Source organism: Leeia sp. (assembly GCF_041909055.1).
Taxonomy (GTDB): domain Bacteria; phylum Pseudomonadota; class Gammaproteobacteria; order Burkholderiales; family Leeiaceae; genus Leeia; species Leeia aquatica.
The window spans coordinates 165,612-191,633 of record NZ_JAYREC010000006.1 but is presented as its reverse complement, the minus strand read 5'-3'; the positions used below and the strand labels follow the sequence as shown (position 1 = coordinate 191,633).

Genomic DNA, 26,022 nt, shown 5'->3' with positions numbered 1-26,022 from the left:
TCCGGCAAGGGGCAAACTCGGTCACGGGGAGGCAAGCCTCCCCCTGCCATCGTTATGGCTTGTACACGCGCTGCCGTACCTGCTCCAGACGGTTCAGCATGTCCTGACGGGTTTCAGGATGCTGCATGTACTGCACAAAACCATCCATCCCGGCCTTGGCCATCTCCGCCGGTGCGTCACGGTCATAGAACTGACCCAGACCGTGGGCATTGGACAGCATGGTGAACCCGGCTTTCAAATAGGTATCGTTCGGGCGGGTGGCGCCTTTGTTGACGGGCAACTGTCCCAGAATGGCATTGATCCTGGTCTGGACATCAGCACGTGCCGCATAGGCCAGGAATCGGCGAGCATCGGCCTTGTTCTTGGCATTGACCGGGATGTGCAGGGTATCCGTCGGTGCATCTTCCGCCATCGGTACGCCCGCCGTAATGGCCGGGAATTGCATGAAGCCCAGCTGATCCTCACTCAGGCCTGCAGACTTGAAGGCATCCACTGCAAAATTGCCCATCAGGTACATGGCGGCCTCGCCCTTGGCAAACGCCGGTACCGCCTGCTGCCATTGATAGCTGGAGTGATTGGCCAGGTAGTAGCCAGGCTTGGTCAGCTCGTCCCAACGGTCAAACACGGCCTGTACACGCTTGTCGGTGTACGGAATCTTGCCGGAGGTCAGGTCCATGTGAAATTCGTAGCCGTTGACCCGCATGTCCAGATAGTCAAACCAGCCACCCGACGGCCAGGCTTCCTTGGTACCAATGGCAAAAGGGGTAATCTTGTTGGCTTTCAACTTGGCACTGGCAGCCACCAACTCTTTCCAGCTCTTGGGCTCCGCAATACCCAGTTTGGCAAACAGGTCCTTGCGGTAGTAGATACCCCATTGGTAATAGGTATAGGGCACGCCCCACTTCTTGCCTTTGATGGTCATGGACGGCGCAGCGGACTTCAGCTTGTCGTTCAAACCTTCCTTGGTCCAGATATCGGACACATCTTCAAACAGGTTGGCATTGACGAACGGGGCCATACGGTTGCCCGCATACCAGGTCACCACGTCCGGTGCAGCATCCGGTGCCGTCAGGAAGTTACGGATGGAGGTTTTGAACCCTTCATGATCAAAGACGTTGATTTTGACTTTGACATCCGGGTTCTCTGCTTCAAAACCTTTGACCAACTCATCAAATGCCTTGCGCGGTGCCGGGTCGGAACCGTCATTGTTAAAAATCAGGGTGCCTGCCTGCACGGTAACGGCACTGGCCATAACCAACGCCCCAAACAAGCGGGTAAACCGGAAATGCTGCTTCATCGTGTGCTCCTCGTTGTTATTAAACAGGTATTGCCGGACTACAACTGCAGGTAAAACCAGTACATGCACCAACCCCATCCCTCCGCACTCATCGCCATGCAGCCACCTCCGCACACGCCAGCGTGCGTGCGCCAAGCAGGAAGCGTGCGTCGGCAGGCGCGGGCAGGGTCTGTGGTTCGGGTCCAAAATTGAAAGCAAACGTCACCTCGCCCAAGCGAGACAGCCGCAAGCCTTCCGGCAAGGGCAGCGTGGTGAGTCCTGCGGCAGCGGCCGTGCGCTGGATGCAGGCATCCAGCAGCTCCTGATCGGGCCAACAGGCGAGATAACGGAACGGGCCCCGGCATACCAGCGCAGGCTGACCATCACTGAAATGCGCCTCTATGGCTGTGCCTGGCGATAGCGACAACCATTCCTTCCAGCGGCTGGCGCTGAGGGTGTGCTCACCCAGGTGAACCGACTCCACCGCCCCCGGTCGCAGCGACTCCACGCGATGGACCTGGATGCCCAAGCAGTCGGACATCGCACCCGGCGGCAGCGGCGTGCTCATGGTGGCGTTCAGGGTCTTGCTGAAACTGCGGGCACCGATCAGCAGCTGCGCCCCACTGGTCGCCAGGCGCTCAGCCAGCAGCTCATCGCCCAGCGTCTGGCAAGGCACCGCAATCAAGGCGTAGCCATCCAGTTCAGCCTGGGGAGACACAATATCGACGTCCAGCCCCATGCGGCGCAGGCTGCTGTACCAGTTAAAGCAGAGGTGCAAGGCATTAAAGTCTGCCCCCTGTGGCTGAATGCGGACCGCCCAGTGGCTGGCGTAGTCAAAGATCAGCGCCACGGCGGCACGCTGCCGGGAGGCTTGCGGCAGAGCAGGCAGTTCTTGAGCCACCTGCATTGCCTCATGCCCGCCCAGATCCAGCACATTGTCCGGGCGGTTCAACCCGGCATGCATTTGCTCCTGCCCAAAAGGGCATTGCCGCCAGCGGAAGTACGACACCACCTCCGCGCCATGGGCAAATGCTTGCCAGGTCCACAACCTGACCATGCCGGGCAGGGGAGAAGGGTTCCAGTGGGCCCAGTTCACCGGACCAGGCTGCTGCTCCATCACCCACCAGCGACCCGTCATGCCGCGATACAAGTCGTGATGAAATGATGGAATATCCGGGTGCCCGGTACGCAACCAGCGCAGCTTTTCCGCATCGCTAGTACCGCCCCGCGCTTCATCAGTAAAACCGAGCGGGTAGCTATCCCAACTCACCACGTCCAGATCACGGGCAACATCGTAGTGATCGAACTCCGTGAAAAAGCCCATATAGTTGTGCGTCACATCACGGCCCGGAGAAAGCTGGCGCAGGATGTCTACCTGGGTCCGGTTGTAGCGAACCACCTCATCGGAGGCAAAGCGACGGTAATCAAGACGGTGAGACGGGTTGGCCTCGGTGACGGTCGAAACTGGTGGGTCAATTTCGGTGAAGTCGCGGTACTCCTGACTCCAGAACACCGTCCCCCACGCCTGATTCAGTGCCGCAACATGCTGGTAGCGCACAGCCAGCCATTGCTGGAAACGGGTGCGGGCGGCCTGGGAATATGACAGCACGGTGTCATGGCAACCGTATTCATTGTCCGTCTGCCAGGCCACTACGGCGGGGTGATGACCGTAGCGCTCCGCCATGGCCGTCACGATGCGCACACTTTCCCTGAGGTAAGTCGCGCTGGAGAAGCAATAGTGGCGGCGAGAGCCAAAGCCGCGTACTTGCCCATGCTCATCCACCGCCAAAATGTCGGGATGCTGGTCCACCAGCCACTTTGGCGGGGTCGCCGTGGGGGTCCCCAGAATCAGCTGCAAACCCGCCTCAGCCAGCGTCTGGATCGCCCGGTCCAGCCAGTCCCACTGATACTGACCCGGCTCCGGCTCAATACGGCTCCAGGCAAACTCACCGATCCGAACCAGTGAAATGCCCACCTCCACCATGCGGCGCGCATCATCTGCCCACAGGGATTCAGGCCAGTGCTCCGGGTAATAACATACGCCCAGTTTCATGGTCGCCCCTCAAGCCTGCAGCCGAAATTCAGGGAAAACACGCCGCGGCAAGGCCTGCCCGGCCGCATCAAATACGTGGCAGGCTTCTGCCGGAAGCCCCAACGTGACGCGTGAACCAGGCACGGCCTGACTGAAACCATCGGTCTTGGCGACAAAACTTTCCGCGCCACTGCAATACAGATAGGTGGCATCGCCCAGACGCTCGGCCCATGCGACATCCCGACTCAGGGTGCACACCTGTTCCCCTTGTGACAGCACATGCTCAGGACGGATACCAACGGTCACAGCTGCGCCCAAGGCCAGCCCCTGCCCGTCAACGGCAGCACGCACGCGCTCTCCCGTTTGCAAGGCGACCTCCACACCATGATCGTCACACGCGGCCAGCGTGCCGGGCAGGAAGTTCATCCTGGGGGAGCCGATGAAACCTGCGACAAACAGGCTGCGAGGATGGTGATACAGCGTAAGGGGCGCGCCATACTGCGCCACGCTGCCATGCTGTTGCACCGCTTCGCCGCTGTGCAGCAACACTATCTTGTCTGCCAGCGTCATGGCTTCAACCTGATCATGGGTCACATAGATGGTCGAGGCTTGGCCAAACTCACGGTGCAGGCGCGCAATTTCGATCCGGGTCTGGACTCGCAAGGCGGCATCCAGATTGGATAGGGGTTCGTCAAACAGAAACACTTCCGGCTCACGCACGATGGCGCGCCCGATGGCAACACGCTGACGCTGCCCGCCTGACAGTGCCTTGGGTTTACGCTCGAGCAGGTGCTCCAGCTGCAGCACTCTGGCAGCATCACGAACCCGGCGCTCGGCCTCCTGCTTTGGAAGCTTGGCGAGCTTGAGACCAAACGCCATGTTCTCGTACACACTCATGTGCGGGTACAAGGCATAGCTCTGGAACACCATGGCAACCCGACGTTTGGCAGGGGGCAGGTCGTTCACGCGCTGATTGCCAATGTAAAGATCGCCTGAAGAGATATCCTCCAGACCGGCAATCATGCGCAGCAGGGTGGATTTCCCGCAGCCGGAGGGGCCGACGAACACGCAGAATTCGCCATCGGCGATGTTCAGGTTTACATTCCGAATGACCGGGGCGTGGTCGCCGTAGGCCTTGTGAATCTGGTGCAAAGTCAAGCTGGCCATGATGTCTCGCTTGTGAATGTGAAGAGCCTATACCGTGGTCAGTGGGATTCCCGGGGTACCGCGTCCCCCCGGCAGCCCACCAGAAAATCAAAGTCAGCACCTTGATCGGCCTGCATGACGTGCTCCACATAAAGGCGCAGATAGCCGGAGGCCGGCAACGCGGGAGGTGCCCAGCCCGCACGCCGACGCTCCAGTTCGTCGTCAGACACATGCAGCACCAGCGTGCGGTTGGGCACATCCAGCTCAATCAGGTCCCCATCCTGCACCAGCGCCAGCGTGCCCCCGGCAGCGGCTTCCGGCACCGCATGCAAGACCACGGTACCGTAGGCGGTGCCGCTCATGCGGGCATCCGAAATACGCACCATGTCAGTGATTCCTTGCGCCAGCAGCTTTTTCGGCAGCCCCATATTGCCCACCTCTGCCATGCCGGGATAACCCTTGGGACCGCAATGCTTGAGCACCATCACACTGTCTTGATCAATCTCCAGCGCAGGGTCATCAATGCGCGCCTTGTAGTGCTCAATGTCTTCAAACACCACGGCCCGTCCCTTGTGCTGCATCAGCTTGGGGCTGGCGGCCGAGGGCTTGATGATGGCGCCACCTGGCGCCAGGTTGCCACGCAGCACTGCAATACCGCCTTGCGCCACCAGTGGTTGCGCCAGGGGACGAATCACGGCATCGTTGAAGCATTCCGCATGCTGCACCTCCTCAGCCATGCTGCGCCCGGTGACACACCGCGCTTCACCATGCAGCAGCCCGGCAGCCAGCAAGCGCTGCAGGATCACCGGCAGACCACCGGCATAGTAGAAGTCTTCCATCAGGTACTGCCCTGAAGGCATCAGGTTCAGCAAGGTCGGCACATCCCGACCCAGCTGATCCCAGTCATCCAGTGTTAGCGGCACCCCAAGCCGTCCCGCCAGTGCCAGCAGGTGCACGACTGCATTGGTGGAGCCCCCAATGGCGCCGTTGACACGGATGGCGTTCTCAAACGCCTGCCGGGTCATGATCTGTGCAGGGCGCAGGTCTTCTTCCACCATCTCCACAATGCGCCTGCCGGCTAATTGCGCCAGCGCATAGCGCCGGGAATCCACCGCCGGGATGGCCGCGTTACCCGGCATCGCAATACCCAGCGCCTCGACCATGGAGGCCATGGTCGAGGCCGTCCCCATGGTCATGCAGTGACCCGCACTGCGGGACATGCAGCCCTCTGCCTGTCGAAACTCGGTTGTACTCATCTGCCCGGCGCGTACCGCCTCCGAGAACTTCCAGACGTGGGTACCAGAGCCAATGGTTTCATCACGATAGCGACCATTGAGCATGGGCCCACCCGATACCACCAGCGTCGGAAGCCCAACCGACGCAGCTCCCATCAGCAAGGCAGGGGTGGTCTTGTCACAGCCCACCAGCAGCACCACCCCATCCAGCGGATGAGCTCGAATGGACTCCTCCACTTCCATGGCAGCCAGGTTACGAAACAGCATGGCGGTAGGGCGCATATTGGTTTCACCCAAGGACATGGCCGGGAATTCGACCGGCAGACCACCCGCCTGCAGCACCCCATGCTTGACCTTTTCTGCCAACTGCCGGAAGTGGGCGTTGCACGGCGTCAGCTCGGACCAGGTATTGCAGATCCCAATGACAGGGCGGCCATCAAAGCTGTCGTCCGTCAGCCCCTGGTTCTTCATCCAGCTACGGTGAATGAAGGCGTCTTTATCATCGCCGCCAAACCAGTGCTGTGAGCGCCGCTTTCTGCTTTCTCCACCCATGGCCGCTTTCCTTGATTTAGTGTGTAGAAAGTATAATACTACAAATAAAGAACACGCAAGGGGGAGGCCCATTCCACCATGATTGATGTACATCCTGATGACCATGCCGGCCAGACATGCTGACATTAAGCAATGACTTCTGGGCTGCAACCATACTGCCCGCGCAAGGCGGCGGGTTGACGCGTCTGGACTGGCTGGCTGTCGGCACACCGTTCCCGGTACTGCGGCCTGCGCCGGAGGAGGCCACGCTTGACCCCAATCAGCTTGCCTGCTTCCCGCTGGTTCCTTGGTCCAATCGGTTATGGGGTCATGCCCTGCCCATGGAAGACGGCTGCATTGCCGTCCCGCAGAACTGGTGTGCGGAGCCCTATCCCATTCATGGTGATGCCTGGCGCTCAGCCTGGCAGCCCGTCGCTGTCACCGCGCAACGGATCATCCTGCAGCATGATGCCCAGCCCTGGCTGGCGTTGCCCTATCAGGCGCTCATGAGCTACACCCTGACGGGTGAGCAGTTTCACTGTCAGCTCACAGCGCTCAACACTGGGCAAAGGCGTGCCCCGTTCGGCCTGGGCTTGCACCCCTTCTTCAAGCGGACACCCGGAACCCGTATACGGGCGCGGACACGCCATGTCTGGCCCCCAATTACCTCGCACTCATCTTGCCGCTGTATCCCCACAGACAGCTGCAACTTTCCGGCCAATGGCCAGTGGCAACCTCTGCCTGAACAGACACTGGATCACTGTGCCGGTGGCTGGGATGGACGAGCACATATTCACTGGCCCGAAATCAGAAAAACACTCTCCATAGACACCTGGCCCCCAGCACGCTTCATGGTGCTGTATACCCCCAGTGGCGCGGACTTTTTCTGCCTGGAGCCAGTGACCCATGCCAATGATGCGCACCGCAAACAACCAGAAGGGGGCGACCTTGGGCTGGTATGGCTGGCACCAGGACAACACCTGAGCCTGGAGATGACTTTTCAGATGCAGGATGACCACTTTTAAATGAGACACGATGCAATGATGACTGAATACCGACTGGGCATTGACTGGGGTAGCACACATCGACGGGCCTACCTACTGGACGCACAAGGCAATGTGCTGGATCGCTGTGCCGATGCCTGTGGCGTCATGTCGGCCTCGGGCAACTTTGCCGATATGCTGAGCACGCTGCTACAGCGCTGGCCAGGCCTGCCTGCCGATGTCGAGGTGATCATGGCTGGCATGATTGGTAGCCGCTCCGGCTGGCTGGAAGTACCCTACCTGCCCACGCCAGTATCCCTGCATGCAGTCGGTAGCCAGATGACAACCCTCCGCCATGACCAGGCCCGCGTCTATATTGTGCCTGGTGTGTGTGATGATGCCGGGCCGGATATCATGCGCGGAGAAGAAACCCAGGTGCTGGGCGCATGGCATCTGGGCGGGGGAGACGGCTGCTACCTGCTGCCAGGCACCCACAGCAAGTGGGTATGGGTGGAGAACGGGGCCATTGTCCGCCTGATGACATTCATGACCGGCGAACTCTACGCGCAATTCCAGCAAGCCGGATCACTGTCTGGCTTGCTGCAGGCAGGGCAGGATGACCCGCAAGCGTTTCTGGCCGGCGTAGACGCCTCTACCTCAGGGCGTCCGCTATCCCGTAGCCTGTTCGGCCTGCGTGCTGCGGTACTGCGAGGGCAGTTACCGACCCATGCTGCCCGGGCGTGGCTGTCTGGCTTACTGATCGGCACCGAATGGGCTGATCCTGAGGTCCAGCAATTAGCCCAACGCGGCACCGTCCGCATCGTGGGAGACCCCATACTCTGGCCGCTCCATCAGCAGGTGGCTTCACGCTACGGCGTTGACACCTGTTGCTTCGACCCCGATGCGGTATTTGTTGCCGCCTTGTCTGCCTTATCTCAACCCCGCAAGGAAGCGACACCATGATCCCGGACCTGCAAAAAACCTTACCGCTTATTGCCATCCTGCGCGGCCTGCCACCCGAAGCAGCCCGCGAGGTCGGGCTACACCTGTATGAGGCGGGCTTTCGCTTGATCGAGGTACCGTTAAACCGGCCAGGCGCCCTGGAAGCGATAGTGCAGTTGACCCGCAGTTTGCCAGAGGATGCCTGGATTGGTGCAGGCACGGTTTTGAGCGCAGAAGCCGTTGCCCAAGTTGCCGATGCTGGTGGCAAGATGGTGATTTCCCCCGACAGCAACCCCGCCGTGATCGCTGCAGCCCGAGCGCGCAAGCTGTGGTCATTGCCCGGTGTCGCCACCCCAACCGAAGCGTTTGCAGCACTCCGGTCAGGCGCACACGGCCTTAAAGCCTTCCCGGCTGAAGCCATTCCCCCTGCAGTATTAAAGGCCTGGCGAGCCGTCATTCCACCCGATATTCCCATCTTCCCGGTAGGAGGCATCACCCCGGGCAATATGGCCGCCTACATCACAGCAGGAGCCTCAGGCTTTGGCCTGGGTGGTGGTTTGTACACGCCCGGCATCAGCATCGAAGCGCTAAAAGCCCGAGCCACCGCTTATGTACAAGCCTGGCAACAGGCATAAGAGCATGGGTAAGCGTCTGATTCTTAGCTGTGAACATTACTGCAAGCAAGACGAGCTCGCTTGAGAAAAAAAGCTCCCTGAACAGGAAGCCTTTTAATACTGCCAAAATGCAGTTATCGGTGACCAGTTTTCCTGTGATCACCGGAAAACCAGTTCTTCATTGGATCTAACAAACTCAAACGTCAATATTCCTCGCCCCGAGCGCATTGGTTTCAATGAATGCACGGCGGGGTTCGACATTGTCGCCCATCAGGGTGGTGAAGATTTCGTCGGCGCCCATGGCGTCTTCGATCTGTACCTTGAGCAGGCGGCGCACGGTGACGTCCATGGTGGTTTCCCACAGTTGCTCGGGGTTCATTTCGCCCAGGCCTTTGTAGCGCTGGAAGCTCATGCCTTTGCTGGCTTCCTGTTGCAGCCAGGCCAGTGCTTCGGCAAAGCTGCTCACCTTGCGCTCGTGTTCACCCCGTTTCACCCAGGCGTCTTCTTTCAAGAGACCAGAGAGTACTTGGCTGGTTTTCAGCAGCTGTCTGTAGTCGCCGCTGTTGAGGAAGCTGTTGTCGAGGTAGGTGACGCTGTAATTGCCGTGCAGGCACTTGGTGATCTTCAGGTACCAGCTTTGGTCGGCTTCGTCGAATTCGGCGGTAACGGTGAGCTCTTTGTTAGCCACCTGGGCTTGCAGGCGCTGGGCCGCATCTTCGGCGGTGGCCTGGCTGCTTAGATCCACCTGTGCATCTTCCAGCAAGGCATGCAGCACATCCGGCTCAATCACTCGGCTTTCACGGTCGATGACGGCTTCGGCCAGCAGGTAATCATTGGCGATACTCTCCAATGCACTGCCACTGATCGGCTCTGCACTAGCAGAAGGATGCAGGCTGGCATCGCGCAAGCAGGCACCGAGCAGGAAACGCTTCTTCTCGTGCTCGTCCTTTAAGTAGCGTTCTTCCTTGCCTTGCTTGACCTTGTACAGCGGCGGCTGCGCAATGTAGATGTGACCCCGCTCCACCAGCTCCGGCATTTGCCGGTAGAAGAAGGTGAGCAGCAGGGTACGGATGTGGGCACCATCGACGTCGGCATCGGTCATTATGATGATGCGGTGGTAGCGCAGTTTTTCCGGATTGTATTCGTCCTTGCCGATGCCACAACCCAGCGCGGTAATCAGGGTGGCAATTTCTTGTGAGGCAATCAGTTTGTCGAAACGGGCTTTCTCGACGTTGAGGATCTTGCCCTTCAACGGCAGGATGGCCTGGAAGCGGCGATCACGCCCTTGTTTGGCGGAGCCGCCTGCGGAATCTCCCTCGACCAGGTAGATTTCGCACAAGGCCGGGTCTTTTTCCTGGCAATCCGCCAGTTTGCCAGGCAAACCGACGCCATCCAGCACGCCTTTACGGCGGGTGAGCTCACGTGCCTTGCGGGCGGCATCACGGGCACGGGCCGCTTCTACAATCTTGCTGGTAATCGTTTTCGCATCCAAGGGGTTTTCCAGCAGGTACTCTGCCAGCTTGGCGGCGACGATTTCCTGTACCACGGGCTGTACTTCACTGGACACCAGTTTGTCCTTGGTCTGGCTGGAGAACTTGGGCTCCGGCACCTTGACCGACAGGACGCAGGTCAGCCCTTCGCGCATGTCGTCACCAGTGGTTTCGACCTTGGCTTTCTTGGCGACTTCACTTTCTTCGATGTACTTGTTGATGACGCGGGTCATCGCCGTACGAAGACCAGTCAGGTGAGTGCCACCGTCACGCTGCGGAATATTGTTGGTGAAGCATTGCACCAGCTCGGAATAGCTGTCGTTCCATTGCATGGCGACTTCAACCGTAATGCCATCCTTTTCGCCTACCGCATGGAAAGGCTTGGGATGCAGCACGGTCTTGCTGCGGTTCATGTATTCCACGAAACCGCGTACGCCACCGGAATGGGCAAAGTTCTCGCTACGGCCATCACGCTGGTCGATCAGCTCAACCTTGACGCCATTATTGAGGAATGAAAGCTCACGCAGCCGTTTGGCCAGCACGTCGTAGTGGTATTCCACTGTGCCGAAGATCTGATCATCGGCAAGAAAGTGGACTTCGGTACCCCGGTTCTGGGTATCGCCTACCACTCGCAGTGGTGACACTTCCACACCATTTTGTATTTCGATGGGGCGGTTCGGTACATGCCCACGCTCGAATTCCAGCACATGCTTTTTGCCATCACGACGGATGACCAGCTTTAGCCAGCGCGATAGCGCATTCACACAAGACACGCCGACACCGTGCAGACCGCCGGATACCTTGTAGCTGTTCTGGTTGAACTTGCCGCCTGCGTGCAATACGGTCAGTACGATTTCAGCGGCTGAGCGCTTGGGTTCGTGCTTGTCATCAAACTTGATGCCGGTAGGGATGCCACGCCCGTTGTCATGCACCGAGATGGAGTTATCCGGGTGGATCATCACTTTGATGTCATCGCAGTGTCCAGCCAGGGCTTCATCAATGGCATTGTCCACCACCTCAAACACCATGTGGTGCAGTCCAGTGCCGTCGGACGTATCACCGATGTACATGCCTGGTCGTTTACGGACCGCTTCCAGACCTTCCAGTTGTTGAATGCTGGATTCGTCGTAGTCCTGGCCACCAGGTACCGGTGCGTGTTCTTCACTCATGTGCGTGCTTCTTGTGGTATCGATCGGGGTTTACAACGGGTGCATCAGCCTTAGATGCGCATCGGCATCACGACATAGCGGAAGCTGGCATTGCCGGGTTCACTGACCAAGGCACTGCCATTGCTGTCACCCAAAGCCAGCTGGATGTCATCGCAGCTGCTGTGGTTCAGCACATCCAGCAAGTAGTTGATGTTAAAACCGATGTCCAAAGCATCGTAAGGATACTGGATATCCAGCTCTTCCTGTGCTTCTTCCTGCTCGCTGTTGGCAGACTGGATACGCAGCAGGTGATCGGACAGCATGACACGGACACCACGGAATTTCTCGTTGGAGAGAATGGCCACGCGCTGCAGTGCTTGCAACAACAACACGCGGTTGATGCTGAAAATCTTGTTGTTATGTGCTGGCAATACCCGGTTGTAGTCGGGGAATTTGCCTTCGATCACCTTGGAGACCAGGTCGATGCTGCCAAACTGGAAGCGGATCTGGTTGCTGCAAATGTCGATGTGTACCGGTTCTTCGCTATCCGCCAGTTGCTTGCCCAGCTCCAGTACGGTCTTGCGTGGAATGATGGCTTCGCAGCGTTGCTGGTTGCTACTGTTGCTGCTGGTCTCGATATAGGCCAGGCGGTGTCCATCGGTCGCCACCAGCTTCAGCATGCCGGATTCGCTCACCAGATAGAGCCCGTTCAGATAGTAGCGGATGTCTTGGTTGGCCATCGCGTACTGCACTTTTTGCAGCAAAGCCCGCAGCTCACGTTGTTGCAGGGTAATGCGGTTGAGCACCTGCGTGTTCAGCTGTACCAGCGGCAAGTCTTCTGCAGGCAGCGTATGCAGGTTAAAGCGGCTCTTGCCACTGCGGATCAGCAGTTTGTTGCTGTCGGTTTCCAGCCGGATGGGCTGGTTGTCCGGCAAAGCGCGCAGGATGTCGAGCAGCTTCTTGGCGCTGGTGGTAAAGCGAACATCGTCACCTGTGGTTTCCAGGGTCTCGCTGGTCTGGATCTGGATTTCAAGGTCGGTGCCCAGCATGCGCAAACTGCTGCCCTGTTTTTCGATCAGTACATTGGAGAGGATGGGCATGGTATGCCGCTTCTCCACGATACCGGTAACGGTAGACAAGGGTTTGATCAGATTGTCTTTGCCCGCTTCGATGAGAGCCATATCAAATAACCTTTTAAAGATTTTGATAGTAGATAATAGAGGCGATCCATCCTGTGGAAAAGCCGTTTTTATTCCATTTAATCAATGCTTTGCAACAACAATAACCCGACTGTTCAGCCCCGGTGCTACCTGTGGACAAATTGTGACTGCTTTTTCGTGTCAACCGCAATCACGGGTTTATACACAATCTGTACCGGGTGTTGTTCAATTCTTCAGGATCTGCAGCAGCACATTGAAATCATGTGCCATTTCCGGTTCCGCAGCGCGTAACTCATTGATTTTACGGCAAGCATGCAAGACGGTGGTGTGATCACGACCGCCAAAGGCCTCGCCGATATCCGGCAGTGACAGCTGCGTCAGTTCCTTCGCCAGCGCCATCGCCACCTGTCGTGGTCGGGCAATGGTACGGGAACGGCGGGCGGAATACATGTCTGCCACCTTGATCTTGTAGAAGTCCGCCACCGTCTTCTGGATATTATCCACGGACACCTGACGGTTCTGCACGGCCAGCAAATCTTTCAGCGCTTCTTTGGCCAGCTCCAGTGTGACTTTTTGCCCGGTGAAGCGTGAGTAGGCCAGTACCCGCTTCAGTGCGCCTTCCAGCTCACGCACATTGGAGCGAATATGTTTGGCGATGAAGAAGGCCGTATTCTCATCCAGCTGCACCCGCTCCTGCTCCGCTTTCTTCAGCAGGATGGCGACCCGCATTTCCAGCTCCGGCGGTTCAATGGCCACCGTCAACCCCCAGCCAAAGCGAGAAATCAGGCGGTCTTCCATGTTCTCGATTTCTTTGGGGAAGGTATCGCAGGTGATGATCACCTGCTTGTGCGCCTCAATCAGCGCATTGAAGGCATAGAAGAATTCTTCCTGCGTCCGGTTTTTGCCGGAGAAGAACTGAATGTCATCAATCAGCAGTACATCGAGTGAGTGGTAATAGCGCTTGAACTCTTCAAACGCCTTGTGCTGGTAAGCCTTGACCACATCGCCGACATACTTCTCGGCATGAATGTAGCGAATGCGCGCCTTCTTGTTGTGCTGCTGCACCACATTACCGATGGCCTGCACCAGATGGGTCTTGCCCAGCCCTACGCCGCCGTAGACAAACAGCGGGTTATACGCCACACCGGGGTTCTCAGCCACTTGCAGCGCCGCCGCGCGTGCCAGCTGGTTGGCCTTGCCGGTGACGAAGGTGTCAAAGGTAAAATTCGGATTGAGCCGGGAGTATTCGTCTACCACCGGGCGGCCACGGGTGGCCGCCGGCTCGGCTACAGGGGGCGGTGCAGTAATGCTGGCGGGCCGACTCTCTGTGACAAGCGCTTCGCTGACCATGGTCGGCGCAGGAGCCGCTTCCGCTTTGCGGCTGACTGCCGCCGTGCGCGGGCTGTGCAACGTCAGCGCAATGGTCACCGGCTTGCCGAAAAATTCATCAGCCAGCAACTGGATGCGGGCCATGAACTTGTCTTTGACCCACTGCAGTACAAACTTGTTGGGCACCAGCAGGCGCAGCTCGTCCCCGCCATCCTCTACCGCCAATGGCTTGATCCAGGTATTGAACTGTTGTGCGGTCAGCTCCGCTTCAAAAGCGGACAGACAGCTGGACCAAAAGACAACAGCATTGGACATGAGGACACTTCAGGCTGGTGGAACAGGGTGGCGGACGCCGGACTATCGGGCGGATTGTAGCCCGTTTACCCCGAGTTATCCACAGTTTATCCCAAAAATAGCGCTTGACAGGATGGGGGGTAACAGTGTCAAATTGCGCGTTTGATTTTGTACGAAATCCCATAAGGAATTACCATGAAACGCACCTTCCAGCCCTCGGTCGTCCGCCGCAAGCGCACCCATGGCTTCCTGGTCCGCATGCGCACCAAGGGTGGTCGCGCCGTTATTGCTGCTCGTCGTGCCAAGGGCCGTGCCCGTCTCGGCGTCTGATGCAGGCGGTGTTGATCACCGCTTTTCACGGCAGTATCGCTTGACCAAAACGGATGAGTATTCATCCGTTTTTGGTTTCAGGCGTTCCTTTCGTGGCCAGTACTTCCAGTTGCTGTACCGTCCGGTACCTGGAGGCTTGCCCCGGCTCGGCATTGTGGTCAGCAAGAAAGTGGCCAAGGCGGCGCACGACCGGAACTACGCCAAGCGGGTATGCCGCGAGTTCTTCCGTTTGCACCGCGCCCTGTTTGCCGGGCACGACGTGGTGATCCGCGTGCAAGCCCGCCTGTTGCCGAGCCAGTCAGACCTGTTCCGTCAGGAACTGTTTTCCCTCTCACGCCGGTTACGCGTATCATCATGACCCGCGTGCTGCTGCTACTGATCCGCGCTTATCAACTGCTGCTCAGTTCCTGGCTGCCGCCCAGTTGCCGTTTTTCCCCAACCTGCTCCTGCTATGCGCAAGAAGCCCTGCGTCGGCATGGTGCGCTGCGTGGCAGCGGGTTGACCTTGTGGCGCATTGCCCGTTGCCATCCCTGGTCCAAGGGTGGTTACGACCCGGTGCCCTGAACCCTGTTACAGATAGGTTTGATTGATGGAACCTCGTCGTCTGCTGATTTTCATTGTCCTGTCCATGGCCTTGCTGCTAGGCTGGCAACAGTACCAGAAGTATCGTTATCCGGAATGGGCGGCACAACAGAATCGTCCGGCCAGCGCCCCTGCGGCCGAACCGGCCCCGGCTCAGGCTGCCGGCAAGCCGACGGTAGACGAAGCCACGCTGAAAACGGCAGGCATCATCACGGTCAATACCGACCTGATCCGTGCCGAGATTGACCTGACCGGTGGCGACATCCGCAAGCTGTGGGTGCTCAAGCACGGTGATACTAACAAGCCGAAAGAACCCTTCCTGCTGCTGGACAATAGCGTCAACCCTGTCGGTGGCCGTCACCTCTATGTGGCGCAAAGTGCGTTCAGTGATGAGAGTGCCAAACTCGGTCTGCCGACCCGCCATACCGTTTATCAGGCGCAAACCGGTATCCGTATGCTGGACAAGGGTCAGGACAAGCTAGTGGTGGCGCTGACCGCACCCGAGCAGAATGGCCTGGCTGTCACCAAGCTGCTGACCTTCCATCGCAACAGCTATGTGATCGACGTGGCCTTCCAGATCCAGAACAAGGGCAGCAGTACGGTGGTGCCGGAAGCCTATTACCGCATCCTGCGTGATGGCATCGAGCCCGAAAGCAAGACCCGTTTCTCCAGCGCCTTTACCGGTGCCGCCATCTACACCGACCAGAAGAAGTATCAGAAGGTCAGTTTTGATGACATCACCAAGGGTCTGGCAAACCCGGAGAAGATCAGCCATGTCACCCAGTGTAACAATGGCTGGGTGGCGATGGTGCAGCATTATTTCATTGCCGCATGGCTGCCACCTGCTCAGGCGGGCTACGACAAGGAAGACTGCAGCAAGGGCACGCAGCGCCAGTTTGTGCTGGGCAAGACCAGTAATGGCCTGTACTCCATTGGCACCCAGCTGAAGCTGCCGGCTGTAGCCGCTGGCAAATCCCTGACCTACAGCATGCCGCTGTTCGTCGGCCCGGAAGAGCAGGAGCAACTGCTGAAAGCTTCGCCGAGCCTGGTGGTGACCAAGGACTACGGTATCTTTGCGGTGGTGGCCGAGCCGCTGTTCTGGCTGCTGGTGAAGCTGCATGCCCTGGTGGGCAACTGGGGTTGGGCCATCATTGCGCTGACCGTATTGCTGAAAGCGCTGTTCTATTACCCGTCTGCCGCCAGCTACCGCTCGATGGCCAAGATGCGTGACCTCGGCCCGCGTCTGCAGCGCATCAAGGAACAATTCCCGGACGACCGCCAGCAGCAGAGCCGGGCGCAGATGGAGCTGTTCAAGACCGAAAAGGTCAACCCGATGGGCGGCTGCTTGCCCATGCTGATCCAGATGCCGGTGTTCATGGGACTGTACTGGGTGCTGCTGGGTGCGGTAGAGCTGCGTCAGGCACCGTGGCTGGGCTGGATTCAGGATCTGTCGCAGCCCGACCCGTACTTCATCCTGCCGGTGTTGATGGCCATTTCCATGTGGTATCAGAGCACGCTGAACCCGGCACCGACGGACCCGCTGCAGGCCAAGATGATGAAGATCATGCCGCTGATGTTCAGTGTGTTCTTCTTCTTCTCGCCGTCGGGCCTGGTGGTGTACTGGCTGGTGAACAACATCCTCACCATCATTCAGCAAAAGGTGATTTACGCGCAGATGGGCATCAAGCCCACCCAGCCGGCCAAAGCCAGCAGCAAGTGAGGCCATGCAGCCCGCAGACCTGATTGCCGCCATCGCTACTGCGCCCGGGCGCGGTGGCGTGGGGGTCATCCGCCTGTCCGGGCCGGCGTTGCAGCCACTGGCGGCCGCGCTGACGGGCAAGACCCCGCAAGCGCGACACGCCACGCTGGCCCGTTTCACGGATGAAGCGGGTGAGGCCATCGACAACGGCCTGTTGCTGTACTTCCCGGCCCCGCATTCCTTCACCGGTGAAGATGTGCTGGAGCTGCAAGGCCACGGCGGTCCCGCCGTGCTGCAGCGCTTACTGAAGCGCTGTTTGCAGCTAGGCGCCCGCCTCGCCGAGCCCGGTGAATTCACCCGCCGCGCCTTTCTCAATGACAAGCTGGATCTGGCGCAGGCTGAAAGCGTGGCTGACCTGATCGAGGCCAGCTCGGAAGAGGCGGCGCGCAGCGCCATGCGCTCGCTGTCTGGCGACTTTTCCCGGCAGATACATGTCTTGGTGGAAGGCCTGATCCAGCTGCGCATGCTGGTGGAGGCCACCCTCGATTTCCCCGAAGAAGACATCGATTTTCTCGAAGCGGCCGATGCATTGGGCCAGTTGCGCAGCCTGCGCGCTCAGCTTGCTACTTTACGCGGGCAGGCCCGCCAGGGCCGCCTGCTGCGCGATGGCTTGAATGTGGTGCTGGTGGGGCAGCCCAATGTTGGCAAGTCCAGCCTGATGAACGCACTGGCAGGCGACGATGTCGCCATCGTGTCCGATACCGCCGGTACCACCCGCGACAGCCTGCGCGAGCTGATCCATATCGAAGGCATCCCGCTGCACCTGATCGATACCGCTGGCCTGCGCCAGACCGACGATCACGTTGAACAGCTGGGCATCGCCCGCACCCGTGCCGCACTGGACAAGGCCGATCTGGTGCTGCTGTTGGTGGATGCCCAGCACGGCTTGACGGCTGCCGAGCAGGCGATACTGGATACCCTGCCAGCGGTGCCCCGCATCACCGTCTACAACAAGATTGACCTCTCCGGCGAGACCGCCGCCAGCGAGCTGGGCGCAGACGGCATGCGCGTACGCCTGTCAGCCCGCCAAGGTGACGGGGTCGACCTGCTGCGACAGCAAATCCTGCACGTGGCAGGCTGGCACTCCGGCGAGGGCGTCTTCATGGCCCGCGAACGCCACCTCACCGCACTGGCCGCCGCCAGCGAGGCACTGCAACGCGCCGAAGCGGGCTGGCAGCAGATCGAACTGTTCGCCGACGACCTGCGCCAGGCCCAACAGCAACTCAGCAGCATCACCGGCGAGTTCACCGCCGACGACCTGCTGGGGGAAATCTTCAGCCGCTTCTGCATTGGAAAATAGCTAGTCTTCCAACATAGTCCGGATACTTCTGCAAAATATCCATATAACCCGCTTAGAAGCATGTTTCTTGTTCTGCAGTGGGCTTGCATGTTCCGATTGAATCCGCATAAACTTGTGCCCATGATTGTGCCCATTGTGGATTATCCTGGGCGCCATGGGCACATATTTTGTGCCCATGGATTCCTAGTGCACCTATCAAACTGCACGAGCATGGACACGAACAACGGCGGAGGATGGAGTCATGGCGCTGACGGATACCAAGCTGCGGAATCTCAAGCCCGGCGAGAAGGCATATCAGGAAGCTGACGACAGCGGGCTGTTTGTAGAAGTGATGCCTGGTGGGGCGAAGGTCTGGCGGCTGCGATACCGCCTAGCAGGGAAGCAGGAGAAGGTTACGTTGGGTGACTATCCCACCTATTCCTTGGGCGAAGCCCGCACCTGGCGGGACGACTGCAAGGCACTGGCCGGGCGCGGTCTATCCCCGATGGCCTTGAAGCGTGGTGATCCTGTCCCGGATGACGCTGCCCCTACCGCCAAGGAAATGGCCCAAGCCTTCGTCCGAAACTGGTATATGAAGACCGTTGAGCGAGCAAAGGCGAAAGAGGCCGAAACCATGGCTGCTAACACCGTGGAAGCCTTCGCTTTGCGCTGGTTTGCCGAGATTGTGGAGCCAGCCAACAGTAGCCCGCGCAACATCAAGCGGGTACTGGATAAGGACGTGATCCCAGCCATTGGCAGCAAGCAAATTGCTGATGTGACCGTGACCGACATTCTGGTGATTACCGACAAGATCAAGAATCGTGGCGCTGACCAAATGGCGCTGCAAACCCGCAACGTACTGAAACGGCTATTCGCCTATGCCATTGCGCGGGAGAAAACCACCTTCAACCCGGCGGCGGCAATCGAAGCCAAATTCATTGCCAGTGCCAGAAGCCGGGACGTGGCGCTATCGCCGGAAGAAGTCGGCAAGCTGTTACGAGCGATCTATCAATCCAGCATCAAGCGGGCGCACAAGTTGGCGCTGCACCTGCTGATTCTGTGCATGGTGCGTAAGGGCGAGCTTATCGGTGCAAAATGGGATGAGCTAGACCTTGAGAAAGGCGAATGGGCGATTCCTGCCGAACGCATGAAGAAGGACAGGCCACATCTTGTCTATTTGTCCCGGCAGGCCGTGGCGATGCTCGAGGAGTTGAAGGGACTGGCAAGCGATTCAGAGTGGGTATTCCCCAGCCGTGGTGACCTGCACCAACCGATAGCACATAGCACTTTGAATCAGGCGGTGCGCTCGCTGGAAATCGATGTACGGGACTTCGTGATCCATGATTTCCGGCGCACAGCCTCTACGCATCTGCATGAAGCTGGCTTTAACTCGGACTGGATCGAGAAGGCATTGGCCCACGAAACAAAGGGCATCCGGGGCGTCTATAACCGGGCGCAATACGCCGACCAGCGGCGGGAAATGCTGCAATGGTGGGCAGATTTCGTGGATAGCCAGATTCAGGACGGCAAGGGCAAAGTCATCATCGGGCCTTTCGGCAAGGCGTATCAGGCGGCATAGTGGCCGATTTGGCAGAGAGTCAGCGCAACATAACAAAGAAAACAAGGCATTCATCCATGGCAATGGCACCGACCGCACTCACAAAACTGCTGGACACTTTCCGCCAGTCTGCACAGACCGAGCGAGAAAAAGGCACCTATTTCGAGGAGCTGGTCAAAACCTACCTGATGGCTGAGCCATCGTACAAAGACCTATTCAACGGAAATGTGTATTTGTGGGAAGAATGGCGGCGGCTATGGTTGAGCCAAGGTAACCCCGACCCCGGCGCCGATGCGGGAATCGACCTGGTGGCGGTGGAAGACTTGCCCGAGAATCCACGAGTTTTTGCCATTCAGGCCAAGTTTTATGCCGAGGACAGCAAGATTCGAAAGGGCGACGGTATCGATTCCTTTCTCTCAGCGATGGGCAAAAAGCCCTTTACCAACGGCCTGCTGTTTCTCACCACGTATGAAGCCAGCCACCACGTCAATACGCTGATTCAAGGCCGTGACAAACCTATCAACATAGTTGATTTGTTCGCACTGGAGGAAAGCCAGATTGATTGGGCGCAATACCAGCCCAAGGCCGCGGCTGTGCTCAAGCCGCGTAAAAAGCTGCGCGAGCATCAGCAAAATGCGCTCGCCGCCGTGGAGCAAGGATTGGCGCAGGCCGAGCGCGGCAAACTTATCATGGCCTGCGGTACAGGCAAGACCTTTACTGCCCTCAAGATTGCCGAACGCATGGCCGGGGCCGGTGGGCGGGTGCTATTTCTGGTGCCCAGCCTCAACTTGCTGTCGCAAACGCTGACTGAATGGACGCAGGAGAGTGCCACCCCCCTGCATAGTTTTGCTGTGTGTTCAGATGGTGAGGTCGGCAAAAAGCGCGGCAAAGACGACGACACCGTGCAAACGCTGGTACATGAACTGCGCTATCCCGCCACCACCAACCCGGCCCGGCTGGCTGCGGAAATTGGCAAGCGCCACGATAGCGCCCACATGAGCGTGGTGTTTTCCACCTACCATTCCATCGACACGATTGCTCAGGCACAGCAACAGCATGGGCTGGCAGGCTTTGACCTCATCATCTGTGACGAAGCGCACCGCACCACTGGAGCCACCTTTGGCGACGAAGACGAAAGCGCCTTCGTCAAAGTGCATGATGGCGCATTCATCCAGTCTGCCAAACGGCTGTACATGACTGCCACCCCTCGCATTTATGGCGACAGTGCCAAGGCCAGTGCCGAAAAAGACAACGTGGCGCTGTGTTCCATGGACGATGAAAAGCTCTATGGCAAAGAGCTGTACGTCATCACCTTCTCCGAAGCCGTCAAGCGCGGTCTGCTGTGCGATTACAAGGTGTTGGTGCTCTCGGTGCAGGAAAGCCATGTCAGCCGCCGCCTGCAAGACCTGCTCAAGGACGGAAATAACCAGCTCAAGGTGGACGATGCCGCCAAGATCATTGGCTGCTGGAAAGCCCTGTCCAAGCAAGGCATCACTGATGAACTGGTGGGCGATAGCGCCGCCATGAAACGGGCCGTGGCTTTTTGCCAGGTGATTGAGGCCAAGCAAGGCGGCAAGGTGCACAAAGTTAGCTCCAAGCAAATTGCGGGCATGTTTCAGGCGGTGGTGCAGGCGTATCAGGCCAGTGAAGACAATGAAGCTTTCGACGAGGCAGATAATCGTGCTTACACCCTTCAATGTGAGGCCGAGCATGTCGATGGTGGTATGAGTGCCACCGAAAAGGAGGGCAAGCTGGCCTGGCTAAAGGCCGAAGCACCGGATAACACCTGCCGCATCCTTTCCAATGTGCGCTGCCTTTCCGAAGGGGTGGATGTGCCTGCGCTGGACGCTGTACTGTTCCTGACCCCGCGCAATTCGCAGGTGGACGTGGTGCAGTCGGTGGGGCGTGTGATGCGTAATGCGCCAGGCAAAAAGCGTGGCTATGTCATTCTGCCGGTAGTGATCCCCGCAGGGGTGGAGCCGCATGAGGCACTGAACGACAACACTACCTACAAGGTGGTGTGGCAGGTATTGCAGGCGCTGCGCTCGCATGACGACCGCTTTGATGCCATGGTCAACAAGATGGATCTGGATTTGAACAAGAAAATCCTTTCCAAGATGGAAGTCATTGCCATCACCGACCAGATCAGCAAAAAGTCGAAGAAAGCCGACAAGGGGCAAACCAACCGTGATGCAGGCAAAGGCCAGCACGGCATTGGCGCACCGGCACCGCGCCGCCCCGGCAAGGAAGACCAGCAAGAGCTGAAATTCGAGATTGGCGAAATCGAGCGCGCTATCTATGCAAAGGTGGTGCAAAAGTGTGGCAACCGCCACCACTGGGAAGATTGGGCCAACGACATTGCCAAGATTGCCCGCACCCACATCGACCGCATCAGCGGCATTCTGGAAAACCCTGCCAACACCCGAGAGCAGGCTGCCTTTAACGCCTTTGCCGAAGAGCTGCGCGACGACCTTAACGACAGCATCAGCAACCAAGAAATCATCGAAATGCTGGCCCAGCACCTCATTACCAAGCCGGTGTTTGATGCGCTGTTTGAAGGCTACAGCTTTGCCCAGCACAACCCCATGTCCAAAGCCATGCAAGGCGTTCTGGATGCCCTGCATGAACACCGGCTGGACAAGGAAGCCGACACGCTGGAAGGCTTCTATGCCAGTGTGAAGGAACGGGCTGCGGGCATTGACAGCGCAGCGGGCAAGCAAAAGATCGTAGTGGAGTTGTACGACAAGTTTTTCCGCAACGCCTTCCCCAAGATGACCGAACGACTGGGCATTGTCTACACCCCGGTGGAGGTGGTGGACTTCATCATCCACAGCGTCAACGACGTACTGCAAAGCGAATTCGGCCAGACACTGGGCAGCGAAGGCGTGCACATCATCGACCCCTTCACCGGCACCGGCACTTTCATCACCCGCCTGCTGCAAAGCGGTCTGATAACCCCTGAGCAACTGCCGCACAAATACCAGCACGAAATTCACGCCAACGAAATCGTGCTGCTGGCCTACTACATCGCCGCCATCAATATCGAGGCGGTGTACCACAGCCTGGTGGGTGGCCAGTACCGGCCCTTTGAAGGCATCTGTTTGACCGACACCTTCCAGATGTACGAAAAGGAAGACCTGGTGAATGCGCTGCTGGTGGACAATAGCGCCCGCCGCAAGCGCCAGAAAAAGCTGGATATTCGCGTCATCCTGGGCAATCCGCCATATTCCATTGGGCAAAAAAGCGAGAACGACAACAACGACAATGTGGAATATCCACATCTGGATAGCCGCGTCCGCAATACCTACGCCGCTCGTTCCAAAGCCACGCTGGCCAAGGGGCTGTACGACAACTACATCCGCGCCATCCGTTGGGCCAGCGACCGCATTGGTAACGCGGGAGTAATTGGTTTTGTCACCAACGCGGGCTGGCTCGATTCCAACTCATCGGACGGGATGCGCAAGTGTCTGGCCGAGGAGTTTTCCAGCCTGTATGTGTTTCATTTGCGGGGCAATGCCCGTACCTCAGGCGAATTGCGCCGTAAAGAAAAGGACAACGTTTTTGGCATGGGCAGCCGCGCCCCAATTGCCATCTCGCTGCTGGTCAAAAACCCGCAGGCCAAAGTGCACGGGCAGATTCATTTTCACGACATTGGCGACTACCTCAGCCGTGAAGACAAGCTGGAAAAAATCAGCACCTTTGCCAGCATCGCGGGCATCACCGCTGCCGACGGCTGGCAAGCCATCATCCCCGATGCGCATGGTGACTGGCTGCAACAGCGCGACGACAGCTTTAACGATTTCATCGTGCTGGGCGACAAGAAAGGCAATGCTGCCAAGCTGTTTGAAAACTTCTCGCTGGGCGTGGTCACCAACCGCGATGCCTGGTGCTACAACCCCAGCAGTATCGCCGTCGAAAGTTCCATGCAGCGCATGATCGGCTTCTACAACAGCGAGATGGAGCGCTTCAATGCCGCTCATGCCGGGTTGGATAAAAAAGCCCGCGAGGCCGCTGTGGATGGTTTTATCAACACCGATCCGTCTCGCATCAGTTGGACGCGTGCGCTCAAGCAAGAGCTGGTGAAAGACCGAGTACATGCTTATCAGGCCGATAGCCTGATTCCCAGCCTCTACCGCCCCTATACCAAGCAATGGCTTTATTTCAATCGCACATTCAACGAGATGGTGTACCAGATGCCACGGATTTTCCCGGATGCGGCGGCAGAAAATCGGGTGATTTGCGTATCGGGACGAGGTGATAAAGTGGCCTTTGGTGCCTTGATGACCAACGCGCTTCCCAGCCTGCACATGGTGGATATTGATGGCACCCAATGCTTTCCCCTCTATCTCTACGACGAGGAAGCCGAGGTCAGTACGGGGACACAAGCCGAGATGTTTGCCGAAGACTCGCCACCCCAGCGCGCGCGCCGTGAAGCGCTGACCGATGAAGGTTTGGCGCATTTCCGAGCCGCTTATCCCGGCGAGACCATCAGCAAGGAAGACGTGTTCTATTACGTCTATGGCCTGCTGCATTCGCCGCAATACCGGGAGAAATATGCTGACAACCTGGCCAAGGAGTTACCGCGCATTCCTTGCGTGAAAACCGCCGCTGGTTTCTGGGGTTTCAGTCAGGCAGGGCGCAAGCTGGCCGAGTTGCATATCGGCTATGAAAGCGTAGAGCCATACCCGCTGACTATTGAGGCCAAGGGCACGCTGACCGATTCCGATTACCGCGTGGAGCAAATGAAATACGGCAAGCGCGGCAAGGATAAAGACCTGACCACGCTGCACTACAACGGCAAAATCACCCTCATCGGCATCCCGCTGGCAGCCTACGACTATGTGGTGAACGGTAAACCTGCGCTGGATTGGGTGGTAGAGCGCCAGCGGGTGAAGACCGACAAAGATAGCGGCATTGAAAGCGATGCCAACACCTGGGCGGTGGAAACCATGCAAAATCCACGCTACCCGCTGGAACTGTTCTGCCGCGTGGTGACAGTGAGCCTGGAGACGATGAAGATCGTAGACGCTTTGCCTGCGCTGGATATTTGATCGAAGCGGATGGCATCAAGTGTTTTCCGGGGCTGCTTCGACGGGAGGAAGACCGGGAACCCTTGCTCGGCAGGTGGCTATCTGATGCAGGGGCAATGGGTGAAGGTGGAGCAACATGGAAAGTCTGGACTACTGGAGGCTATGCGATGAGTTGAGCATTATTCAGGCCGCGCTATTGCTTGCCGAGTGTGACCCAAGCAGCGAGGATGCATATGCTGAGAATTGGGATATGGATAAAAGGCCGAAAGGGTATGAAGCCGTCAAGACGGCAATAACCAACGCTTTCCGGCGTGGTGCGATCAAGGGACGGCTGATTCCAAACTACGAATACGACATCAACGGAAACCAGTGCGGCGAAATCGAGGATTCGATAAACCTTGTCGAATCGCGGGTAGACGTTGCATCCCTGCAGGGGTGGCTGGAAACCCGAGGCATCCGCACTGGCTTTTTCTTCCCTGCAGCAACCGATGCTCCCGATTATCTTGATCCGAAGAACCCCCGCTATGCCCCCAAGCTGGCGGCGGCGGTGAGGGCGTGGCAGGCTGTGACCGATGCGGGCGGCAAGCATCCGAAACAGGCATTGGCAAAATGGCTGCGGGAACATGCGGCGGAATTCGGCATGACCGACGACGAAGGGAAGCCGAACGAAACCGGGATCGAGGAAGCCTCAAAAGTGGCGAACTGGCAGCCCGGCGGTGGCGCACCCAAAACCCCTGGCGAATAATCCACCCACCCGGAAGAGCCTTGTCAATACTGGCTTTGACGGCTGCCGTGGCTTGGAATCCACCTACCCCCGTCCGGGGGAACCTACCCACCCCACCCCCAATTTTCGGGGCGGGTTTTCTGAACCTGCCCGGCTATTCTGAGGGCGGCCCCAAGTATTGAATGCGAAGCCATGCCGGTATGTTCCGGCGAATGCTACGGAGTGACGAGCATGGCCGCACAAAATCAATCCTCGCTGACAATCATTCGGCGCAAGCAAGTTGAAGCCCGCACCGGGCTTTCCCGTTCCAGCATCTATGCCCGCTTGCGGCAAAACCCCAAGAGGCCGGGCGACTATGACCCGACTTTCCCCAAGCCTGTTTCTGTAGGTGCAAAAGCTGTTGGCTGGATTGAGGCGGAAATTGACGCCTGGTTGACGGCCCAAATTGAGAAAAGCCGCAAGGCCGCTTCTGGCAAGTAAGGGGGGCGGGCCATGATCACATGCAGCAAGGGCCGCGCGCCCAAGCGGAATGCGACCCCAAAGACTGTCGATAGTCAAATTTATACCAAAATAGACCCGC

19 protein-coding genes are annotated in these 26,022 nt (G+C 58.3%); 12 read left to right on the top strand and 7 right to left on the bottom strand.

Annotation, left to right across the window (positions count from 1 at the left end; translation table 11 throughout):
* Nucleotides 1-52 precede the first annotated feature (52 nt).
* From ACE3O2_RS15485 to araD, 4 genes are all read right to left on the bottom strand, one after another.
* Nucleotides 53-1,297 carry an ABC transporter substrate-binding protein gene (locus tag ACE3O2_RS15485; RefSeq protein ID WP_374339006.1) on the bottom strand — a complete coding sequence of 415 codons (1,245 nt, stop codon included), beginning with the start codon at nucleotides 1,295-1,297 and terminating at the stop codon, nucleotides 53-55.
* Nucleotides 1,298-1,385: 88 nt separating this feature from the next.
* The gene (locus tag ACE3O2_RS15480; RefSeq protein ID WP_374339004.1) at nucleotides 1,386-3,329 is read right to left on the bottom strand and encodes a beta-galactosidase; all 1,944 of its coding nucleotides are present in this window, start codon (nucleotides 3,327-3,329) and stop codon (nucleotides 1,386-1,388) included.
* A gap of 9 nt (nucleotides 3,330-3,338) precedes the next feature.
* Nucleotides 3,339-4,475 carry an ABC transporter ATP-binding protein gene (locus tag ACE3O2_RS15475; RefSeq protein ID WP_374339002.1) on the bottom strand — a complete coding sequence of 379 codons (1,137 nt, stop codon included), beginning with the start codon at nucleotides 4,473-4,475 and terminating at the stop codon, nucleotides 3,339-3,341.
* Nucleotides 4,476-4,513: 38 nt separating this feature from the next.
* The gene (gene araD, locus ACE3O2_RS15470; RefSeq protein ID WP_374339000.1) at nucleotides 4,514-6,241 is read right to left on the bottom strand and encodes an L-arabinonate dehydratase; all 1,728 of its coding nucleotides are present in this window, start codon (nucleotides 6,239-6,241) and stop codon (nucleotides 4,514-4,516) included.
* A gap of 116 nt (nucleotides 6,242-6,357) precedes the next feature.
* Between araD and ACE3O2_RS15465 the strand changes: the two genes are divergently transcribed.
* The 3 genes from ACE3O2_RS15465 to ACE3O2_RS15455 are packed head-to-tail and all read left to right on the top strand — an operon-like array spanning nucleotide 6,358 to nucleotide 8,780.
* Nucleotides 6,358-7,245 (top strand): aldose 1-epimerase, encoded by an 888-nt coding sequence (locus ACE3O2_RS15465; RefSeq protein ID WP_374338997.1) that lies wholly within the window; start codon nucleotides 6,358-6,360, stop codon nucleotides 7,243-7,245.
* 15 nt (nucleotides 7,246-7,260) lie between these two features.
* A complete protein-coding gene (locus ACE3O2_RS15460) occupies nucleotides 7,261-8,166 on the top strand; it encodes a 2-dehydro-3-deoxygalactonokinase (RefSeq protein ID WP_374338995.1) in 906 nt (301 codons plus the stop codon).
* The gene (locus ACE3O2_RS15455; protein ID WP_374338993.1) at nucleotides 8,163-8,780 is read left to right on the top strand and encodes a 2-dehydro-3-deoxy-6-phosphogalactonate aldolase; all 618 of its coding nucleotides are present in this window, start codon (nucleotides 8,163-8,165) and stop codon (nucleotides 8,778-8,780) included. The genes ACE3O2_RS15460 and ACE3O2_RS15455 overlap by 4 nt, the downstream gene beginning before the upstream one ends.
* 175 nt (nucleotides 8,781-8,955) lie before the next feature.
* On the opposite strand, the gene gyrB is transcribed toward ACE3O2_RS15455, so the two are convergent.
* The 3 genes from gyrB to dnaA all read right to left on the bottom strand — a co-directional run bounded on the left by gyrB (nucleotide 8,956) and on the right by dnaA (nucleotide 14,201).
* Nucleotides 8,956-11,418, bottom strand: a complete 2,463-nt coding sequence (gene gyrB / locus ACE3O2_RS15450) for a DNA topoisomerase (ATP-hydrolyzing) subunit B (RefSeq protein WP_374338991.1) — start codon at nucleotides 11,416-11,418, stop codon at nucleotides 8,956-8,958.
* Nucleotides 11,419-11,468: 50 nt separating this feature from the next.
* Nucleotides 11,469-12,578, bottom strand: a complete 1,110-nt coding sequence (gene dnaN / locus ACE3O2_RS15445) for a DNA polymerase III subunit beta (protein WP_374338989.1) — start codon at nucleotides 12,576-12,578, stop codon at nucleotides 11,469-11,471.
* Nucleotides 12,579-12,782: 204 nt separating this feature from the next.
* A complete protein-coding gene (gene dnaA / locus ACE3O2_RS15440; RefSeq protein WP_374338987.1) occupies nucleotides 12,783-14,201 on the bottom strand; it encodes a chromosomal replication initiator protein DnaA in 1,419 nt (472 codons plus the stop codon).
* Between the two features lie 174 nt (nucleotides 14,202-14,375).
* On the opposite strand from dnaA, the gene rpmH reads away from it, so the two are divergent.
* The 9 genes from rpmH to ACE3O2_RS15395 all read left to right on the top strand — a co-directional run bounded on the left by rpmH (nucleotide 14,376) and on the right by ACE3O2_RS15395 (nucleotide 25,922).
* Nucleotides 14,376-14,510 carry a 50S ribosomal protein L34 gene (rpmH, locus tag ACE3O2_RS15435; RefSeq protein ID WP_168878269.1) on the top strand — a complete coding sequence of 45 codons (135 nt, stop codon included), beginning with the start codon at nucleotides 14,376-14,378 and terminating at the stop codon, nucleotides 14,508-14,510.
* On the top strand, nucleotides 14,452-14,868 hold the full coding sequence (rnpA, locus tag ACE3O2_RS15430; RefSeq protein WP_374338984.1) for a ribonuclease P protein component: 417 nt from the start codon (nucleotides 14,452-14,454) through the stop codon (nucleotides 14,866-14,868). The genes rpmH and rnpA overlap by 59 nt, the downstream gene beginning before the upstream one ends.
* Nucleotides 14,865-15,074 carry a membrane protein insertion efficiency factor YidD gene (yidD, locus tag ACE3O2_RS15425; RefSeq protein ID WP_374338982.1) on the top strand — a complete coding sequence of 70 codons (210 nt, stop codon included), beginning with the start codon at nucleotides 14,865-14,867 and terminating at the stop codon, nucleotides 15,072-15,074. Before rnpA ends, yidD begins: the two co-directional genes overlap by 4 nt.
* A gap of 25 nt (nucleotides 15,075-15,099) precedes the next feature.
* Nucleotides 15,100-16,812 (top strand): membrane protein insertase YidC, encoded by a 1,713-nt coding sequence (gene yidC / locus ACE3O2_RS15420; RefSeq protein WP_374338980.1) that lies wholly within the window; start codon nucleotides 15,100-15,102, stop codon nucleotides 16,810-16,812.
* A 4-nt stretch (nucleotides 16,813-16,816) separates the two neighbouring features.
* On the top strand, nucleotides 16,817-18,151 hold the full coding sequence (gene mnmE, locus ACE3O2_RS15415) for a tRNA uridine-5-carboxymethylaminomethyl(34) synthesis GTPase MnmE (RefSeq protein WP_374338978.1): 1,335 nt from the start codon (nucleotides 16,817-16,819) through the stop codon (nucleotides 18,149-18,151).
* 241 nt (nucleotides 18,152-18,392) lie between these two features.
* Nucleotides 18,393-19,709, top strand: a complete 1,317-nt coding sequence (locus ACE3O2_RS15410; RefSeq protein WP_374338976.1) for a tyrosine-type recombinase/integrase — start codon at nucleotides 18,393-18,395, stop codon at nucleotides 19,707-19,709.
* A 56-nt stretch (nucleotides 19,710-19,765) separates the two neighbouring features.
* Nucleotides 19,766-24,739 (top strand): DEAD/DEAH box helicase, encoded by a 4,974-nt coding sequence (locus ACE3O2_RS15405; RefSeq protein ID WP_374338974.1) that lies wholly within the window; start codon nucleotides 19,766-19,768, stop codon nucleotides 24,737-24,739.
* A gap of 115 nt (nucleotides 24,740-24,854) precedes the next feature.
* Nucleotides 24,855-25,463 carry a hypothetical protein gene (locus tag ACE3O2_RS15400; RefSeq protein ID WP_374338973.1) on the top strand — a complete coding sequence of 203 codons (609 nt, stop codon included), beginning with the start codon at nucleotides 24,855-24,857 and terminating at the stop codon, nucleotides 25,461-25,463.
* Between the two features lie 210 nt (nucleotides 25,464-25,673).
* Nucleotides 25,674-25,922 (top strand): helix-turn-helix transcriptional regulator, encoded by a 249-nt coding sequence (locus ACE3O2_RS15395; RefSeq protein ID WP_374338971.1) that lies wholly within the window; start codon nucleotides 25,674-25,676, stop codon nucleotides 25,920-25,922.
* Nucleotides 25,923-26,022 lie beyond the last annotated feature (100 nt).

What these genes read in the sequence shown, in the direction of transcription:
- ACE3O2_RS15485 (WP_374339006.1), bottom strand. Translation starts at nt 1,297, where the DNA reads ATGAAGCAGCATTTCCGGTTTACCCGCTTGTTTGGGGCGTTGGTTATG.
- ACE3O2_RS15480 (WP_374339004.1), bottom strand. Translation starts at nt 3,329, where the DNA reads ATGAAACTGGGCGTATGTTATTACCCGGAGCACTGGCCTGAATCCCTG.
- ACE3O2_RS15475 (WP_374339002.1), bottom strand. Translation starts at nt 4,475, where the DNA reads ATGGCCAGCTTGACTTTGCACCAGATTCACAAGGCCTACGGCGACCAC.
- araD (WP_374339000.1), bottom strand. Translation starts at nt 6,241, where the DNA reads ATGGGTGGAGAAAGCAGAAAGCGGCGCTCACAGCACTGGTTTGGCGGC.
- ACE3O2_RS15465 (WP_374338997.1), top strand. Translation starts at nt 6,358, where the DNA reads ATGCTGACATTAAGCAATGACTTCTGGGCTGCAACCATACTGCCCGCG.
- ACE3O2_RS15460 (WP_374338995.1), top strand. Translation starts at nt 7,261, where the DNA reads ATGATGACTGAATACCGACTGGGCATTGACTGGGGTAGCACACATCGA.
- ACE3O2_RS15455 (WP_374338993.1), top strand. Translation starts at nt 8,163, where the DNA reads ATGATCCCGGACCTGCAAAAAACCTTACCGCTTATTGCCATCCTGCGC.
- gyrB (WP_374338991.1), bottom strand. Translation starts at nt 11,418, where the DNA reads ATGAGTGAAGAACACGCACCGGTACCTGGTGGCCAGGACTACGACGAA.
- dnaN (WP_374338989.1), bottom strand. Translation starts at nt 12,578, where the DNA reads ATGGCTCTCATCGAAGCGGGCAAAGACAATCTGATCAAACCCTTGTCT.
- dnaA (WP_374338987.1), bottom strand. Translation starts at nt 14,201, where the DNA reads ATGTCCAATGCTGTTGTCTTTTGGTCCAGCTGTCTGTCCGCTTTTGAA.
- rpmH (WP_168878269.1), top strand. Translation starts at nt 14,376, where the DNA reads ATGAAACGCACCTTCCAGCCCTCGGTCGTCCGCCGCAAGCGCACCCAT.
- yidD (WP_374338982.1), top strand. Translation starts at nt 14,865, where the DNA reads ATGACCCGCGTGCTGCTGCTACTGATCCGCGCTTATCAACTGCTGCTC.
- yidC (WP_374338980.1), top strand. Translation starts at nt 15,100, where the DNA reads ATGGAACCTCGTCGTCTGCTGATTTTCATTGTCCTGTCCATGGCCTTG.
- mnmE (WP_374338978.1), top strand. Translation starts at nt 16,817, where the DNA reads ATGCAGCCCGCAGACCTGATTGCCGCCATCGCTACTGCGCCCGGGCGC.
- ACE3O2_RS15410 (WP_374338976.1), top strand. Translation starts at nt 18,393, where the DNA reads ATGGCGCTGACGGATACCAAGCTGCGGAATCTCAAGCCCGGCGAGAAG.
- ACE3O2_RS15405 (WP_374338974.1), top strand. Translation starts at nt 19,766, where the DNA reads ATGGCAATGGCACCGACCGCACTCACAAAACTGCTGGACACTTTCCGC.
- ACE3O2_RS15400 (WP_374338973.1), top strand. Translation starts at nt 24,855, where the DNA reads ATGGAAAGTCTGGACTACTGGAGGCTATGCGATGAGTTGAGCATTATT.
- ACE3O2_RS15395 (WP_374338971.1), top strand. Translation starts at nt 25,674, where the DNA reads ATGGCCGCACAAAATCAATCCTCGCTGACAATCATTCGGCGCAAGCAA.